At 70.5% G+C, this 13,043-nt stretch carries 18 protein-coding genes; 10 read left to right on the top strand and 8 right to left on the bottom strand.

Annotated elements, in window-relative coordinates:
• The 3 genes from ACZ601_RS17280 to ACZ601_RS17270 form a co-directional block, all read right to left on the bottom strand.
• The coding region (locus tag ACZ601_RS17280) for an electron transfer flavoprotein subunit beta/FixA family protein (RefSeq protein ID WP_469538496.1) at positions 1-587 on the bottom strand (587 nt) is incomplete at its 3' end.
• 201 nt (positions 588-788) lie between these two features.
• Positions 789-1,295, bottom strand: coding sequence for a flavin reductase family protein (locus ACZ601_RS17275; protein ID WP_440577884.1), 507 nt, complete (start codon positions 1,293-1,295; stop codon positions 789-791).
• Between the two features lie 199 nt (positions 1,296-1,494).
• Positions 1,495-1,821: a TlpA family protein disulfide reductase gene (locus ACZ601_RS17270; RefSeq protein ID WP_311307265.1), complete on the bottom strand. Its 327-nt coding sequence runs from the start codon at positions 1,819-1,821 to the stop codon at positions 1,495-1,497.
• 218 nt (positions 1,822-2,039) lie between these two features.
• Here ACZ601_RS17270 and ACZ601_RS17265 point away from each other — a divergent pair, with 218 nt between their 5' ends.
• Positions 2,040-2,762, top strand: coding sequence for a lysophospholipid acyltransferase family protein (locus ACZ601_RS17265; RefSeq protein WP_440577882.1), 723 nt, complete (start codon positions 2,040-2,042; stop codon positions 2,760-2,762).
• A gap of 64 nt (positions 2,763-2,826) precedes the next feature.
• On the opposite strand, the gene ACZ601_RS17260 is transcribed toward ACZ601_RS17265, so the two are convergent.
• The 4 genes from ACZ601_RS17260 to ACZ601_RS17245 form a co-directional block, all read right to left on the bottom strand.
• A complete protein-coding gene (locus ACZ601_RS17260; RefSeq protein WP_469538492.1) occupies positions 2,827-3,426 on the bottom strand; it encodes a transglutaminase-like domain-containing protein in 600 nt (199 codons plus the stop codon).
• A gap of 75 nt (positions 3,427-3,501) precedes the next feature.
• Positions 3,502-4,581 carry a threonine aldolase family protein gene (locus ACZ601_RS17255; protein ID WP_390093421.1) on the bottom strand — a complete coding sequence of 360 codons (1,080 nt, stop codon included), beginning with the start codon at positions 4,579-4,581 and terminating at the stop codon, positions 3,502-3,504.
• Positions 4,560-5,327 carry an SDR family NAD(P)-dependent oxidoreductase gene (locus ACZ601_RS17250; RefSeq protein WP_469538531.1) on the bottom strand — a complete coding sequence of 256 codons (768 nt, stop codon included), beginning with the start codon at positions 5,325-5,327 and terminating at the stop codon, positions 4,560-4,562. The genes ACZ601_RS17255 and ACZ601_RS17250 overlap by 22 nt, the downstream gene beginning before the upstream one ends.
• 26 nt (positions 5,328-5,353) lie before the next feature.
• Positions 5,354-6,751 carry a DUF6421 family protein gene (locus tag ACZ601_RS17245; RefSeq protein WP_469538490.1) on the bottom strand — a complete coding sequence of 466 codons (1,398 nt, stop codon included), beginning with the start codon at positions 6,749-6,751 and terminating at the stop codon, positions 5,354-5,356.
• 327 nt (positions 6,752-7,078) lie between these two features.
• On the opposite strand from ACZ601_RS17245, the gene ACZ601_RS17240 reads away from it, so the two are divergent.
• Together ACZ601_RS17240 and ACZ601_RS17235 are read left to right on the top strand one after the other, a co-directional pair.
• On the top strand, positions 7,079-7,204 hold the full coding sequence (locus tag ACZ601_RS17240; protein WP_469538487.1) for a hypothetical protein: 126 nt from the start codon (positions 7,079-7,081) through the stop codon (positions 7,202-7,204).
• 92 nt (positions 7,205-7,296) lie between these two features.
• Positions 7,297-7,980, top strand: a complete 684-nt coding sequence (locus ACZ601_RS17235; protein ID WP_469538485.1) for a glycerophosphodiester phosphodiesterase — start codon at positions 7,297-7,299, stop codon at positions 7,978-7,980.
• A 7-nt stretch (positions 7,981-7,987) separates the two neighbouring features.
• Here the strand turns inward: ACZ601_RS17235 and ACZ601_RS17230 are convergent, their stop codons facing one another.
• Positions 7,988-8,545 carry a GNAT family N-acetyltransferase gene (locus ACZ601_RS17230; RefSeq protein ID WP_469538483.1) on the bottom strand — a complete coding sequence of 186 codons (558 nt, stop codon included), beginning with the start codon at positions 8,543-8,545 and terminating at the stop codon, positions 7,988-7,990.
• A gap of 75 nt (positions 8,546-8,620) precedes the next feature.
• Here ACZ601_RS17230 and ACZ601_RS17225 point away from each other — a divergent pair, with 75 nt between their 5' ends.
• From ACZ601_RS17225 to ACZ601_RS17195, 7 genes are all read left to right on the top strand, one after another.
• The gene (locus ACZ601_RS17225) at positions 8,621-9,007 is read left to right on the top strand and encodes a VOC family protein (protein WP_440577876.1); all 387 of its coding nucleotides are present in this window, start codon (positions 8,621-8,623) and stop codon (positions 9,005-9,007) included.
• Positions 9,008-9,150: 143 nt separating this feature from the next.
• Positions 9,151-9,759 (top strand): DUF5134 domain-containing protein, encoded by a 609-nt coding sequence (locus ACZ601_RS17220; RefSeq protein ID WP_469538479.1) that lies wholly within the window; start codon positions 9,151-9,153, stop codon positions 9,757-9,759.
• 87 nt (positions 9,760-9,846) lie between these two features.
• Positions 9,847-10,782 carry a M56 family metallopeptidase gene (locus tag ACZ601_RS17215; RefSeq protein ID WP_440576249.1) on the top strand — a complete coding sequence of 312 codons (936 nt, stop codon included), beginning with the start codon at positions 9,847-9,849 and terminating at the stop codon, positions 10,780-10,782.
• 146 nt (positions 10,783-10,928) lie between these two features.
• The gene (locus ACZ601_RS17210) at positions 10,929-11,624 is read left to right on the top strand and encodes a phosphatase PAP2 family protein (RefSeq protein WP_469538476.1); all 696 of its coding nucleotides are present in this window, start codon (positions 10,929-10,931) and stop codon (positions 11,622-11,624) included.
• Positions 11,625-11,671: 47 nt separating this feature from the next.
• Complete coding sequence (locus ACZ601_RS17205; protein WP_469538473.1) at positions 11,672-12,373, top strand: HAD family hydrolase; 702 nt, start codon at positions 11,672-11,674, stop codon at positions 12,371-12,373.
• Between the two features lie 70 nt (positions 12,374-12,443).
• Positions 12,444-12,623 (top strand): hypothetical protein, encoded by a 180-nt coding sequence (locus tag ACZ601_RS17200; RefSeq protein WP_073736034.1) that lies wholly within the window; start codon positions 12,444-12,446, stop codon positions 12,621-12,623.
• Positions 12,624-12,740: 117 nt separating this feature from the next.
• Complete coding sequence (locus ACZ601_RS17195; protein ID WP_073736035.1) at positions 12,741-12,965, top strand: hypothetical protein; 225 nt, start codon at positions 12,741-12,743, stop codon at positions 12,963-12,965.
• Positions 12,966-13,043: the final 78 nt, after the last annotated feature.

Genomic DNA, 13,043 nt, shown 5'->3' with positions numbered 1-13,043 from the left:
GCCATGATCCCCTTGAACGACGGATACCGGGCCTCACCCGACTGGTCGGTCACCGACACCACCGCCGGCAACGACGCCTCCAGCTGCTCCGAGGCGGTGTCACCGTCCCGACGCCCCCGCACGACCCCGCCCTCCACCGAAACCTCCGACAGCAGCGTCACCTGCGGCACCCCCAGCCGCTCCGCGAGCAGCGCCGGAACCACACCCATCGTGCCGTCCGTCGACGCCATCCCCGAGATCACCAGGTCATACCCGGTCTTCTCGACCGCCTTCGCCAGCACCAACGACGTACCGATCACATCCGTGCCGTGCAGATCATCGTCCTCGACGTGAACAGCCTTGTCCGCACCCATCGACAACGCCTTGCGCAACGCGTCCTTGGCATCCTCCGGACCCACCGTCAACACGGTGACCTCCGCGTCATCGGCCCCGTCCGCGATCTGCAACGCCTGCTCGACCGCGTACTCATCCAGCTCCGACAACAGCCCGTCGACATCCTCACGATCCAACGTCAGGTCATCGGCGAAATGCCGGTCACCGGTCGCGTCGGGCACGTACTTCACACAGACAACGATCCTCAAGCTCACGCCGGCTCTCCTACTGCATCGTCATTTCCGGGCTGCCTTGTTGCACGCAGCATAGGCGCCTGATGGGGCGATTTCCGGTCGGTGCGACCGACGCTCCGACCGTAATATTACTCGCCAGTACATCCAGTACCTGCCCTTGGGGCAAGCGCTCTGAACTGTGATCTGTCCAACGCCGCCCCGCCCCGTGCCACCAAAGTGTTCTCAGTCTCGCAGAGCGGTGAACCGGCCCTGGTGGTAGACCAGCGGGCGCCCGGGACCGGCCGGATCCCCGACCACCGCCTGGGCGATCACGATCCGGTGGTCGCCCGCGGGAATCCGTGCCACGACCCGGCAGACCAGCCATGCCGGCACGCCGTCCAGCAGCGGGACGCCTTCCGGGCCACTGCGCCAATAGGTGGACGGGCCGAACCGGTCGGCGCCGCTGCGCGCGAAGGTGGCGGCCAGTTCCTGCTGGTGCTCGCCGAGTATGTGGACCCCGATGTGCTCCGCCTCCGCGACGACCGGCCAGCTGGAGGAGGAGGTGCCCACGCCGAAGGAGATGAGCGGCGGCTCGGCGGCCACGGAGTTGAGGGAGGTCGCCGTGAAGCCGACCGGCCGGTCACCGGCCGCGGTGATCACGGCGACTCCGGCGGCGTGCCGCCGGAACACGGAGCGCAGGAGGTCCGGGGATGCCGTTCGGGCCTTGCCGAGCTCGGGTGATGCCGTCATGGAGGTGTCTTCCTTCTGCGCGTCGGAGGTACGGGGCCGTGGATGCTCAGGCATCCGGACAGCGCGCACTCGCGCAGCGGGCGAGATCGACGTGGACCCGGCCGTGGAGAAGGAGTACTGGCGGCATAGCGTCAGACTGACGATGTCCGGTGGGTGCGGTCAAGACCGTCCCGCAAGGTGGGAGATGCGTCACGGGCCGTCATATCGCCCGTCCCAGTGCGGCCACGACATCGGCGGTGCGCGGCTGTCCGGTGGCCCGTCGGACGATGCGGCCGGAGGCGTCGAGCACCAGGACGGTCGGGGTCGCGCTGATACCGAGCTCACGCACCAGAGTGAGATGCGCCTCTGCGTCGATCTCCACATGGGTGACGCCTTCGACCATGGCGGCCACCTCGGCAAGCGTGCGCCGGGTGGCCCGGCACGGCTGGCAGAAGGCGCTGGAGAACTGCACGAGTGTGGCCCGCTCCCCCAGTTCCACGCCGAGTTGGGCGATATCCAGTCTGTTCACCCGTACCTGCCCGTCCATCTTCGGTCTCCTGCCAGAGCTCTGCCCAAAGAGTCAGCACCCCCGGCCGCCAGGACATTCCCGGCCGTTGCACGTGACGAGAATCTCGCGCCCCGCGCCCGCCGAGACTGGCCACCGCGACGCGCATGGGGCACGATCGGCCCAATGCCGAAAACCTACGGCTGCGTAACTTCCGCCGGGAGAACCCTCCCCAGGCGCTGAAGAAGGGTTTCCCCCAGATGGCAGAACTCGTCTATCGGCCGGTCATCGGCGCCGCTCGTACGTTTTTCAAGGCGCTCGACCTGAAGATCGACACCCAGGGTTCGGAGCACATCCCGAAGACTGGTGGCGCGGTTCTGGTCAGCAACCACATCAGCTATCTGGACTTCATCTTCACGGGTCTCACGACGCTGCCGCAGAAGCGGCTCGTCCGCTTCATGGCGAAGGAATCGGTGTTCCGGCACAAGATCTCCGGACCGCTGATGCGCGGCATGAAGCACATTCCCGTGGACCGCAAGCAGGGCGAGGACGCCTATGCGCACGCCCTCGCCTCGCTGCGTTCGGGCGAGATCGTCGGGGTCTTCCCCGAGGCGACGATCTCGGAGTCCTTCACCCTGAAGAACTTCAAGTCGGGTGCCGCGCGGCTGGCCCAGGAGGCCGGGGTGCCGCTGATCCCGATGGCGCTGTGGGGAACGCAGCGGCTGTGGACCAAGGGCCGCCCGCGCAACTTCAGGCGCAGCCACGTCCCCGTGACGATCCGCGTCGGCCAGCCGATGGAGGCCCCCACCGACCAGTACGCGGGCGCGATCACCCGCCGGCTGCGGGAGCGCGTACAGGAACTGCTCGAAGCCGCTCAGCGCGCCTACCCGGTGCGCCCGAGGGACGCGAACGACACCTGGTGGGTGCCCGCGCATCTGGGCGGTACGGCCCCGACACCCGCCGAGGTCCGCGAGCGGGGCTGACGCGGGCCGGAGTGACGTTTCACCGAAGTGACGTTTCAGCTGCGGCCGTGAACCGGTCGGGGGTTCAGAGCGCCACCGGAAGCGTGCGCCAGAGCCGGACCCGGTCGGCCGCGGTCCGCAGACCGCGCAGAACCAGCGGATGCGGTGCGGCGTAGAGCACTGGGTAGTCCACTTCGTCGAACTCCGGCCGCACGGGCCAGGCCAGCCGCTCCTCGTCGAGCGAGAACCGCGTGTCCACGCCCGGCCGGTTGCCCCGCGGGTCCTGCCGGTCCCAGCGGTTCCGGCCGGGCAGCCGCAGCGCGATCAGCCCGTGCACCGGCCCGGGGTCCCCGTTGTCGTCCGCGAGCCGCTGATAGCAGAGGGCCGCCGGGATGCCCTCCGCGCGCAGCAGAGCGGCCAGGGCATGGGACTTGGTGTGGCAGATGCCGTTGCGGGTCGCCAGGACGTCGGAGGCGCGCCAGGGGACCCGCATGTCGCCCGAGTCGGCGGAGTGCGTGATCGTGTCGCGTACGAGGTCGAAGGCGGCAGCGGCGTATGCATATGCGCCATCGGTTGCGCAGCGCAGCCGCGCGGCCGTCTTTCGGACCAGCGGGTGGCCGTGGTCGATCGCCTCGTCGGCTGCTAGATAGGCCGAGTTTCCGGGGACCTGCTGAATGAGCTCCATGGCCGCCGAGCGTAGGTATGCGGCCGACCGGGAGTCAATCACTTTCCGGCCGACCGCATAGTCATGCAGTGTCTGCTAGGCCGCCATCTCTTCCTTCAGCGCGAGGACGAAGGCGTCGACATCGTCCTCCGTGGTGTCGAAGGCGCACATCCAGCGCACGTCCCCGGCCTTCTCGTCCCAGAAGTAGAAGCGGAACCGCTTCTGCAGCCGCTCGCTCACCGCGTGCGGCAGCCGGGCGAAGACGGCGTTGGCCTGGACCGGGTAGAGGATCTCCACGCCGCCCACCGCGCGGACCCCCTCGGCCAGCCGTTGGGCCATCGCGTTGGCGTGCCGGGCGTTGCGCAGCCATAGGTCGCCCGCGAGCAGCGCTTCCAGCTGTACCGAGACGAAGCGCATCTTGGAGGCGAGCTGCATCGAGAGCTTGCGCAGGTGCTTCATGGCACGGACGGCGTCGGGGTTCAGGACCACGACCGCCTCACCGAAGATGGCGCCGTTCTTCGTGCCGCCGAAGGAGAGCACATCGACGCCGACGGCGTTGGTGAAGGTGCGCATCGGCACGTCCAGTGAGGCCGCGGCGTTGGCTATCCGCGCCCCGTCGAGGTGGACCTTCATGCCGTGCCCGTGGGCGTGCTCGCAGATGGCGCGGATCTCACCGGGCGTGTACACGGTGCCCAGCTCGGTGTTCTGGGTGATCGAGACGACCTGCGGCATGGCGCGGTGCTCGTCGTCCCAGCCGTACGCCTGGCGGTCGATGAGCTCGGGCGTGAGCTTGCCGTCCTCGGTGGGCACCGTGAGCAGCTTGAGGCCGCCGACCCGTTCCGGTGCGCCGCCCTCGTCCACGTTGATGTGCGCGGACTCGGCGCAGATGACCGCACCCCAGCGGTCGGTCATCGCCTGAAGCGAGACCACGTTGGCGCCGGTTCCGTTGAACACCGGAAAGGCTTCGGCGGTGGGGCCGAAGTGGCTGTGCATGACGCGCTGGAGGTGACCGGTGTAGTCGTCCTCGCCGTAGGCGATCTGGTGGCCGCCGTTGGCGAGGGCGAGGGCCGCGAGGATCTCCGGATGGGTCCCCGCGTAGTTGTCACTGGCGAAGCCGCGTACCTGCGGGTCGTGATGACGACGCGCGTCGGTCCTTAGGGTTGCGGGGTCAGCCACAGGCGCTTTCCGTTCACTTCCGGGGCGGGCCGGTCCCAGACGCCGGCGATGGCATCGGCCAGTTCCTTGACGTCGGTGAAGCCCGCGAACTTCGCATTCGGGCGCTCGGCGCGCATGGCGTCGTGCACCAGTGCCTTCACGACCAGGATCGCAGCCGCGCTGCGCGCTCCGTCCTCGCCCCCCGCCTTGCGGAAGGCGTCCGCGAGCGCGAGGGTCCAGGCCTCTGCCGCGGCCTTCGACGCGGCGTACGCGGCGTTGCCCGCGGTGGGATTGCTCGCGCCGGCCGCGCTGATCAGCAGGTAGCGGCCGCGGTCGCTGCGCTGGAGGCCTTCCTGGAACGCGAGCGAAGTGCTCTGGACGGTGCGGATCAGCAGTTTCTCCAGCAGCGTCCAGTCGGCGAGGTCGGTGTCGGCGAACGTCCTGCCGCCGCGCCAGCCGCCCACCAGGTGGACCAGCCCGTCGATCCTGCCGAACTCCTTCTCGGTCTTGTCCGCCCATTCACGGGCGGCGCCGAGATCGAGCAGCTCCACGGTGTCCCCGGTGACCGTCGCGCCGCCGTGGGCGTAGCGGGCCGCGTCCACGGCCTCCGCGAGGCGGCTTGCGTTCGCGTCCGAGGCGACGACGACCGCGCCCGCCTCGGCGAGCCGGAGCAGCGTGGCCCGGCCGGCCGGACCCGCCGCTCCCGCCACGGCGACCACGGCCCCTTCGAGCGCACCGCTCCCGCTGCCCTTGCCGTTTCCGTTCATGGCCACCGCCTCCTCGCTCCGTGTGCTCACGCGGCCGCCTGCCCGGCGTCCGCGGCGGTGATGCCCTTGGTGGACGCGATCACGTTCTTCAGCTTCTTGGAAAGCGCCTCATAGAACATGCTCAGGGGAAACTCGTCCGGAAGCACGTCGTCGACGAGTTTGCGGGGCGGCTGGGAGAGGTCCAGGGCGTCGGGGCCCTTGGCCCAGCGGGAACCGGGGTGCGGTGCCAGATAGGTGGCGACCAGGTCGTACGCGGCGAACCAGTGGACGAGCTTCGGGCGGTCGATGCCGTCGCGGTAGAGCTTCTCGATCTCGCCGCAGAGCTGGTTGGTGATCTGCGGAGCCAGCTCCCAGTCGATCTTCAGGGTGTTGTCGGTCCAGCGCACGACATCGTGCTTGTGGAGGTACGCGAAGAGGAGCTGGCCGCCGAGACCGTCGTAGTTGCGGACGCGCTCGCCGGTGACCGGGAAGCGGAACATCCGGTCGAACAGCACGGCGTACTGCACGTCGCGGCCCTGGCCGAAGCCGTCGGCCTCCAGCTTCACGGCCTCCCGGAAGGCGGTGAGGTCGCAGCGGAGCTCTTCGAGGCCGTACATCCAGAACGGCTGGCGCTGCTTGATCATGAACGGGTCGAACGGCAGGTCACCGTGGCTGTGGGTGCGGTCGTGGACCATGTCCCAGAGCACGAAGGCCTGCTCGCAGCGCTGCTGGTCGCCCACCATCTCGCGGATGTCGTCGGGCAGCTCGACGCCGAGGAGCTCGACGGACGCCTCGGTGACGCGGCGGAAGCGGGCGGCCTCGCGGTCGCAGAAGATGCCGCCCCAGCTGAAGCGCTCGGGGGCCTCACGCACCGCGATCGTCTCCGGGAAGAGCACCGCGGAGTTGGTGTCGTAGCCGGAGGTGAAGTCCTCGAAGGTGATCCCGCAGAACAGCGGGTTGTCGTAGCGGGTCGCCTCCAGGTCCGCGAGCCACTCGGGCCAGACCATCCGGAGCACGACCGCTTCGAGGTTGCGGTCGGGGTTGCCGTTCTGCGTGTACATCGCGAAGACGACCAGGTGCTGCAGTCCGTCGGCGCGCTCCTTGGCCGGCTGGAAGGCGAGCAGCGAGTCGAGGAAGTCGGGGATGCGGAAGCCGTCGGACGCCCAGCGGCGCAGGTCCGCGACGAGGGCCCGGTGGTACGCGGCGTCGTGCGGAAGCAGCGGGGCAAGCTGTTCGACAGCGGTGGTGACCCGTTCCAGGGCCGCCCCGGCGACGGCGGGGGAAGGCGCGCCCTCGGCCTCGAAGTCGATGGATCCGTCCTTGGACTGCCAGGGGCGGATCTCCTCCACGGCATTCTTGAGCGCAGGCCAGGCCGGGTGATCGATCACCCGCTGGGCGGCAGATATGCCGTCGGCTGCTACATCGTGCACAAGAATTTCCGTCATAACACTTCCTCCACGGGAGAACCTCGCGTCAAGTAACCGTATCTGTCTGCGGTTCTCCGAGACAAGTGGAGCCCTGGAAATTATCCTGCCCGACCCCATGGTCACCGCGTTTTTTCCTGTCACATGGCAGTGCCGCACCCGCTTCCTTGCGCCCGAAGCGATGAGGGGCGGACCGGTCGGGCCGAGGTCCCGAGGCCGTCGTACGCCTGCCCGGCAACCCCGCACGGGACACGCCCACCCATGAGTGACGCAGTTCGTGGGGCGCGCGCCGCGGCCGGTAGGACGGACGGCGTCAGCTCCTCCCGTACCACTCCGGAGAATCACCGCGTGAGCATCCGTGCCGTCCTGATCGCCGCAGTCATCACCGGGTTCCTGCTCGGTGCAGCCGATGTCCAGGGACACAGCGCACCGCTCCCCCGCCCGGCCGCCCCGCTCGCCGCTACGAGGTACTGAGGGCCGGAACGGGGTCATGCCGCGGCGCCCTGCGGGTAGTGGGTAGGAGCAGAACACGGGGAGACGCCGTCGAAATCGGAAGCGAGAGTGCCTTGTCTTTTCTCACCATCGGTCACCGCGGTGTGATGGGGGTCGAACCGGAGAACACCCTGCGTTCGTTCGTGCACGCCGAGCAGGCCGGGATGGACCTCATCGAACTGGACCTTCACCTGAGCAAGGACGGCGCTCTCGCCGTCATGCATGACGCCGACGTCGACCGTACGACCGACGGCAAGGGGCCGATCGCCGAGAAGACCATGGCCGAGCTGCGCGAACTCGACGCCGGCCAGGGCGAACGGGTCCCGGTCTTCGAAGAGGTCCTCGACGCGGTGGGCTCCGCGATGCAGGCCGAGATCAAGGACGTGGCCGCCGCCCGCACCCTGGCCGAGGTGATGCGGCGGCGCGGACTCGTCGACCGGGTCGAGGTGATCTCGTTCCACGACGAGGCGATCGCGGAGATCGCCCAGCTGGTACCCGGCGTGCGGACGGCGCTCGTGGCCAGCCGCTGGGGCAAGGACGTGGTGGACCGCGCGAAGGCGGTGGGCGCCACCCGGCTGGTGCTCAACGTCCGGCGCATCACCCTGGAACTGGTCGAGAAGGCGCACGCCGAGGGACTGACCGTGGTCGGCTGGGTGGTCAACACCCAGGACCACCTGCGGCTCGCGCGCGGACTCGGGCTCGACGGCGCGACAACCGACTTCCCGGAGATCCGCCGCGCGGGCCGCTTCACCGCATAGCCGCTGGTCAGCCGGCCGGCAGGTCCTTGACCAGCAGTTCGAAGGCGAGATCGTCGCGCTGCGGAATACCGAAGCGCTCATCGCCGTACGGGAACGGGCTCATCTTTCCCGTACGGCGGTAGCCGCGGCGCTCGTACCAGGCGATCAGGTCCTCCCGGACCGATATCACGGTCATCTGCATCTCCCGCACCCCCCAGCTCTCCCGGACGGTGCGCTCGGCCTCTGCGATGATCACCTTGCCGAGGCCGCCGCCCTGGAGCGAGGGGCGGACCGCGAACATGCCGAAGTAGGCGGCCTCTCCCCTGTGCTCCAGCTGGCAGCAGGCGACCGGCGCGCCGTCGCGCTCCACCACGAGCAGCCTGCTGCGGGGGTCCTCCACCACGGCGCGGACCCCCTCCGGGTCGGTCCGCTGCCCCTTCAGGATGTCCGCCTCCGTGGTCCAGCCCGCACGGCTGGAGTCACCGCGGTACGCGGCCTGTATGAGCTCCACGAGTGCGGGCACATCCGCGTCGGTCGCGTCGCGGAAGGTCAGCTCTCCCGAGTCCCGGGGCGGTGCGGTGTCCATGAGGGGTCTCTCCGATTCTCCGTGTGGCCGTGCCGCAGCAGCGTAGCTCTCCCGAACCGGCCTACGCTCCGGAGCATGGTTCATGTGCTGAGCAGCCGGATCCTGTTGCGCCCCACGGATCCCGAACGGTCACGTGTCTTCTACGGGGAGTCCCTCGGCCTGCCCGTCTACCGGGAGTTCGGTACCGGTCCCGAGCGGGGGACGGTCTACTTCCTGGGCGGCGGCTTCCTGGAGGTGTCCGGCCGGGGCGACGCGCCACCGTCCCCCGGGCTGCTGCTGTGGCTCCAGGTGGCCGATGTGCGGGCAGCGTACGAGGAGCTGTCGGGCCAGGGGGTGGAGGTGCTGCGGGCGCCGAGGCGTGAGCCCTGGGGGCTCGACGAGATGTGGATCTCCGATCCGGACGGGGTCCGGATCGCCGTCGTCGAGGTGCCGGAGGACCATCCTCTGCGGTTCAGGCCCTGAGGTCCGGGACCGCTCCCACCAGGCGCGTCCGTGATACACCACCGCTGCGCGCTCCCCCAGTACTCCAGTGCGCCGCGTACAGGCGTCCGCACCCGGGCATCGACTAGGCGACGGCGATGTCGTTCGCCCGGGGGAGGTCTGCTGTGCATGGACCGGCGTTGTCCGGCTGGCTGCTGATGGCGTTGTGCGCGCTGACGGGCGCGTACTGCCTGCTGCGTACCCGCACCGGGACCGGCGAGGAGCGCAGAACGGCGCGCGCGGAGGCGCTGATGGGCTTCGGCATGGCCGCGATGGCGGTGCCCGCCGCCGTCGTCGCCCCGCCCGCGTGGGCCTGGGCCGTGTACGCGGCTCTGTTCGGTGCCGCTGCCTTGCGCGCCCTCTGGTTCTCCCGCCGCAGCGGTCACCATCTGCATCATCTGGTCGGTTCGTCGGCGATGGTCTACATGGCCGTCGCCATGGCGGGTCCGGGGGCGACGGCCCATGGCGGTCACGGATCGCACACCATGGCCGCGGCCGGAGGCGTCCCGCTGCTGACCGGGCTGCTCCTCGCCTATTACGCCGCCTATGTGCTGCGTTCGGGCGCCCGGCTGATTCCGGTGGCCGCGACGGCGAGCGGCGGCGGGGCGGTGGCCGGTGGCGGGGTGGCGGCCGGCGGGCCGGCACCGGGGGGCTGGGCGGCCCGGCCGGAGCTGGCCCTGGCCTGCCGTCTGACCATGGGGATATCCATGTTCGCGATGCTGCTCACCATGTGAGACAGCGGGCCCGGCAAACCGTGGCGTACGTCACTTGCCGAGCGCAGCCATACCCGTGTGTGCCGCGCCCCTCATAGGGTGACGCCCATGTTGGTCTCCCTCGCGCTGCTGCTGCTCGGTGCACTGGCCGCCGTCGTGACCCCGCGGCTGATGGCGCGGGCCGAATGGCCGGAGCGCGAGCCGGTTGTGGCGCTGTGGGTGTGGCAGTGCGTGGTGGCCGGCGTGCTGATCTCGTTCGCCCTGTCCATGACGTTCAGCGCCGCCGCGGCCTGGCAGGCGGTACGAGGCCATGTCTTCGCGCCCGCGCCGCACGCCGTGGTCGAGGCCTACGCCCTCGCGGCGTACGGGCCCTGGTCGGCCGTGATGGCCGTGCTGCTGGCACTGGGCGGGGTGTGGACGGCCGCCATGCTGACCCGCGAGATCCGCCGGGCGCGGCGGCGGCGCAGGCAGCGGCGCGCCGAACTCCTGGTGCGTTCCCCGCTGATGCCCGGCGAGGAGCCCGGCGCGGAACGGCTGGTGGTGCTGGAGGGGGAGCGCCCCGATGCCTGGTGGCTGCCCGGTACGGCCCCCCAACTGGTCATCACCACAGCGGCGCTGGGAAGACTGAAGGGCCGTCAACTCGATGCGGTGCTCGCCCATGAGCAGGGCCACGCGAAGGCGCGCCACGACTGGCTGCTGAACTGCTCCGCGGCGCTGGCGTCCGGTTTTCCGCAGGTGCCGGTGTTCGCGGCGTTCCGCGGTGAGATGCACCGGCTCGTCGAACTGGCCGCCGACGACGTGGCGTCACGCCGCTTCGGCCGGCTGACGACCGCTCTGGCGCTGGTCGAACTCAACGAGGACCGGGGCGTGTTCGGGCCGAGCCCGACACCGGACGCGCAGGTGCCGCTCCGGGTTGACCGGCTGCTCGCCCCCGCCGGGCGGCTCACCGCGGCCCGTCGGCTGCGGCTCACCGCGGCGGCCGCGCTCGTCCCGGCGATTCCCCTGCTGGTCGCACTCGTTCCGGCGATCAGCGCGCTGGGCTAGCGGGACACCGGCCGACGGGACACGACCGGAGCCGGGACACGACCTCCGCAACGCGACCTCCGGGACACGTCCTCCGGGCCAGGACACGTACGGGGCCGGGGCGGCGCGAATGGCCCGGTACACCTCGCGTCGGAGAGGATCCCTGCATGCTCTCCTTCCCGCCGCTCCCCCGGCCGGACCGCGTCCGCACCTCTCGGCAGGCCCTGCGGACCGGGGCGGTCTGCGCGGTCCTCTTCCTGGCACTGCTGGTCCTGGTGGCCGCGCGGTGGTCTCCGCTGATGAGCCTGGACCGCACGGTCGTCGAAGCGCTCCACCGGCGGGCGGTGACGGAGCCCGGTCTCGTCCACGTCAACCGGGTGCTGACGGACTGGCTGTGGGATCCCTGGACGATGCGCGCGCTGATCGCCGTCGCCGTGGTGGGCCTGTGGTGGCGCGGCGCCCGGCTGCTCGCGGTCTGGGTTGCCGCGAGCAGCGTGCTCTCCAGCCTGCTCCAGCAGGGGATCAAGGCGGCCGTGGACCGGGAGCGGCCCCGGTGGCCCGACCCGGTGGACTCCGCCCACTACGCGGCGTTCCCCTCCGGACATGCGATGACCGCCATCGTGAGCTGCGGGCTGCTGCTGTGGCTGCTGCGGCGGCACGGCGCCGGCCCGGGGATGTGGCGGGCGGCCCTGGTGGCGGCATGGGTCTCGGTGCTCGGGGTCGGTGTCACCCGGCTCTACCTGGGGGTGCACTGGCCCTCAGATGTGCTGGGCGGGTGGCTGCTGGGGGCCGCGCTGGTCGCGTTCGCGGTGGCCGGATTCGAACGGTACAGGGCCCGTGAGCAGCCCTCGGACGACGCCTGAACAGGCATCCTTGCGGCGCCGTCGGCGGATCGGCGAGGATCGGGGCCATGCCGATCAAGGGTGTGCTCTTCGACTTCTCCGGGACGCTGTTCCGGATCGAGTCCGTCCGGTCATGGCTCGCCGCCGCTCTCGCCGAGCGGGAGGTGAGCGTGGACGAGGCCGCCTTCGAGCGGTACGTGCGGGAGCTGGAGGCCACCGGCGCGCTGCCGGGCGGCCCAGCTCCGCAGCGGGTGCCGGAAGACCTGGCGCAGGTCTGGGCCACCCGTGACGAGAGCGTGGACGGGCACCGGGCCGCCTTCACCGGGCTGGCCCGCCAGGTCGCCCTGCCGGATCCCGGGCTGTACGACACGCTGTACGACCGGCACCGGACGCCGGAGGCCTGGTGCCCTTATCCGGACGCGGCCGAGGTGCTGGGCTCGCTGGCCGCGGGCGGCGTCCGGATCGGCGTGGTGAGCAATATCGGCTGGGACCTGCGGCCGGTCTTCCGGGCACACGGTCTGGACGCCTTCGTGGACGCGTATGTGCTGTCCTTCGAGCACGGCGTCCAGAAGCCGGACGCACAGCTCTTCCACACGGCCTGCACACTTCTCGGACAGCGTCCGACGGATGTGGTGATGGTCGGTGACGACCGGCACGCGGACGCGGGGGCCGCCGCGGTGGGCTGCGAGGTGCGGTTCGTGGAGCACGCGCCGCTGGCCGAGCGGCCGCACGGACTGCTGGAGCTCGGATTGGCGCCCGGGGTTGCCTGAGGAACATGTGAGAGATGTCCCTTGCGCGCGATGGGTCCGATAGTCACATCAGGGCCTTAGCCTGGTAGGTATGTCCCCGACTCCGTGCCCGTCCGGCTCCGTGCGTTCCGCCGCAGTGGTGAATGAAGACATTCGCCGGCTGTGGCAGCGCTCGGGCGGACGTCTTTCGCCGGAGGACGAAGAGGAGTACCAGCGGCTGCTGGTCGAGTGGGCCGCGGCCACGGGCGGCGGCAACCGGTCCGCGGCCTGAGCGCCGTCCGCCGGGCATCCCCGTCCATCCTCCGCTCCGCGCGCCTCCCCGATACGCTCCCGCGCCGGGTTTCCGGTTCACGGTGCGGCGGCCTCCGGCGCGTCGCACCCTGGAGGCATGACACCTCCCCCGATCGTGATCTTCCGCCCGTCCCCCTCAGGCGGGCGACGCGTCACCGTGCAGCGCGACGGGCGGGTCCAGATACTCGGCCTCGCGCACTCCGACCACGATGTGATCGTGTTCCTGGAGGGCGCGGGGCTCGACGACCCCGAGCGGATTCTGGACAGCCCCGAGTGGGTCGAGTGGCGGGGCGGCCGGGCACACCGGTACGAGGCGGCCTGAGGCGTCCGGTCTCCGGCGGTCCCGGGCGTCGCCGGAACCGCCGGATCCCGCCGGGTGAGGCACCCGGCGGGATCCTGT

Source organism: Streptomyces sp. NPDC104307, assembly GCF_055584045.1.
The sequence above is the reverse complement of the archived record's forward strand: the minus strand, read 5'-3'. Positions and strand labels throughout refer to the sequence as shown.

What these genes read in the sequence shown, in the direction of transcription:
- ACZ601_RS17250 (WP_469538531.1), bottom strand. Translation starts at nt 5,327, where the DNA reads ATGAACGGAAACGGCAAGGGCAGCGGGAGCGGTGCGCTCGAAGGGGCC.
- ACZ601_RS17215 (WP_440576249.1), top strand. Translation starts at nt 9,847, where the DNA reads ATGTTGGTCTCCCTCGCGCTGCTGCTGCTCGGTGCACTGGCCGCCGTC.
- ACZ601_RS17265 (WP_440577882.1), top strand. Translation starts at nt 2,040, where the DNA reads ATGGCAGAACTCGTCTATCGGCCGGTCATCGGCGCCGCTCGTACGTTT.
- ACZ601_RS17230 (WP_469538483.1), bottom strand. Translation starts at nt 8,545, where the DNA reads ATGGACACCGCACCGCCCCGGGACTCGGGAGAGCTGACCTTCCGCGAC.
- ACZ601_RS17195 (WP_073736035.1), top strand. Translation starts at nt 12,741, where the DNA reads ATGACACCTCCCCCGATCGTGATCTTCCGCCCGTCCCCCTCAGGCGGG.
- ACZ601_RS17260 (WP_469538492.1), bottom strand. Translation starts at nt 3,426, where the DNA reads ATGGAGCTCATTCAGCAGGTCCCCGGAAACTCGGCCTATCTAGCAGCC.
- ACZ601_RS17205 (WP_469538473.1), top strand. Translation starts at nt 11,672, where the DNA reads ATGCCGATCAAGGGTGTGCTCTTCGACTTCTCCGGGACGCTGTTCCGG.
- ACZ601_RS17200 (WP_073736034.1), top strand. Translation starts at nt 12,444, where the DNA reads ATGTCCCCGACTCCGTGCCCGTCCGGCTCCGTGCGTTCCGCCGCAGTG.
- ACZ601_RS17275 (WP_440577884.1), bottom strand. Translation starts at nt 1,295, where the DNA reads ATGACGGCATCACCCGAGCTCGGCAAGGCCCGAACGGCATCCCCGGAC.
- ACZ601_RS17245 (WP_469538490.1), bottom strand. Translation starts at nt 6,751, where the DNA reads ATGACGGAAATTCTTGTGCACGATGTAGCAGCCGACGGCATATCTGCC.
- ACZ601_RS17210 (WP_469538476.1), top strand. Translation starts at nt 10,929, where the DNA reads ATGCTCTCCTTCCCGCCGCTCCCCCGGCCGGACCGCGTCCGCACCTCT.
- ACZ601_RS17270 (WP_311307265.1), bottom strand. Translation starts at nt 1,821, where the DNA reads ATGGACGGGCAGGTACGGGTGAACAGACTGGATATCGCCCAACTCGGC.
- ACZ601_RS17225 (WP_440577876.1), top strand. Translation starts at nt 8,621, where the DNA reads ATGGTTCATGTGCTGAGCAGCCGGATCCTGTTGCGCCCCACGGATCCC.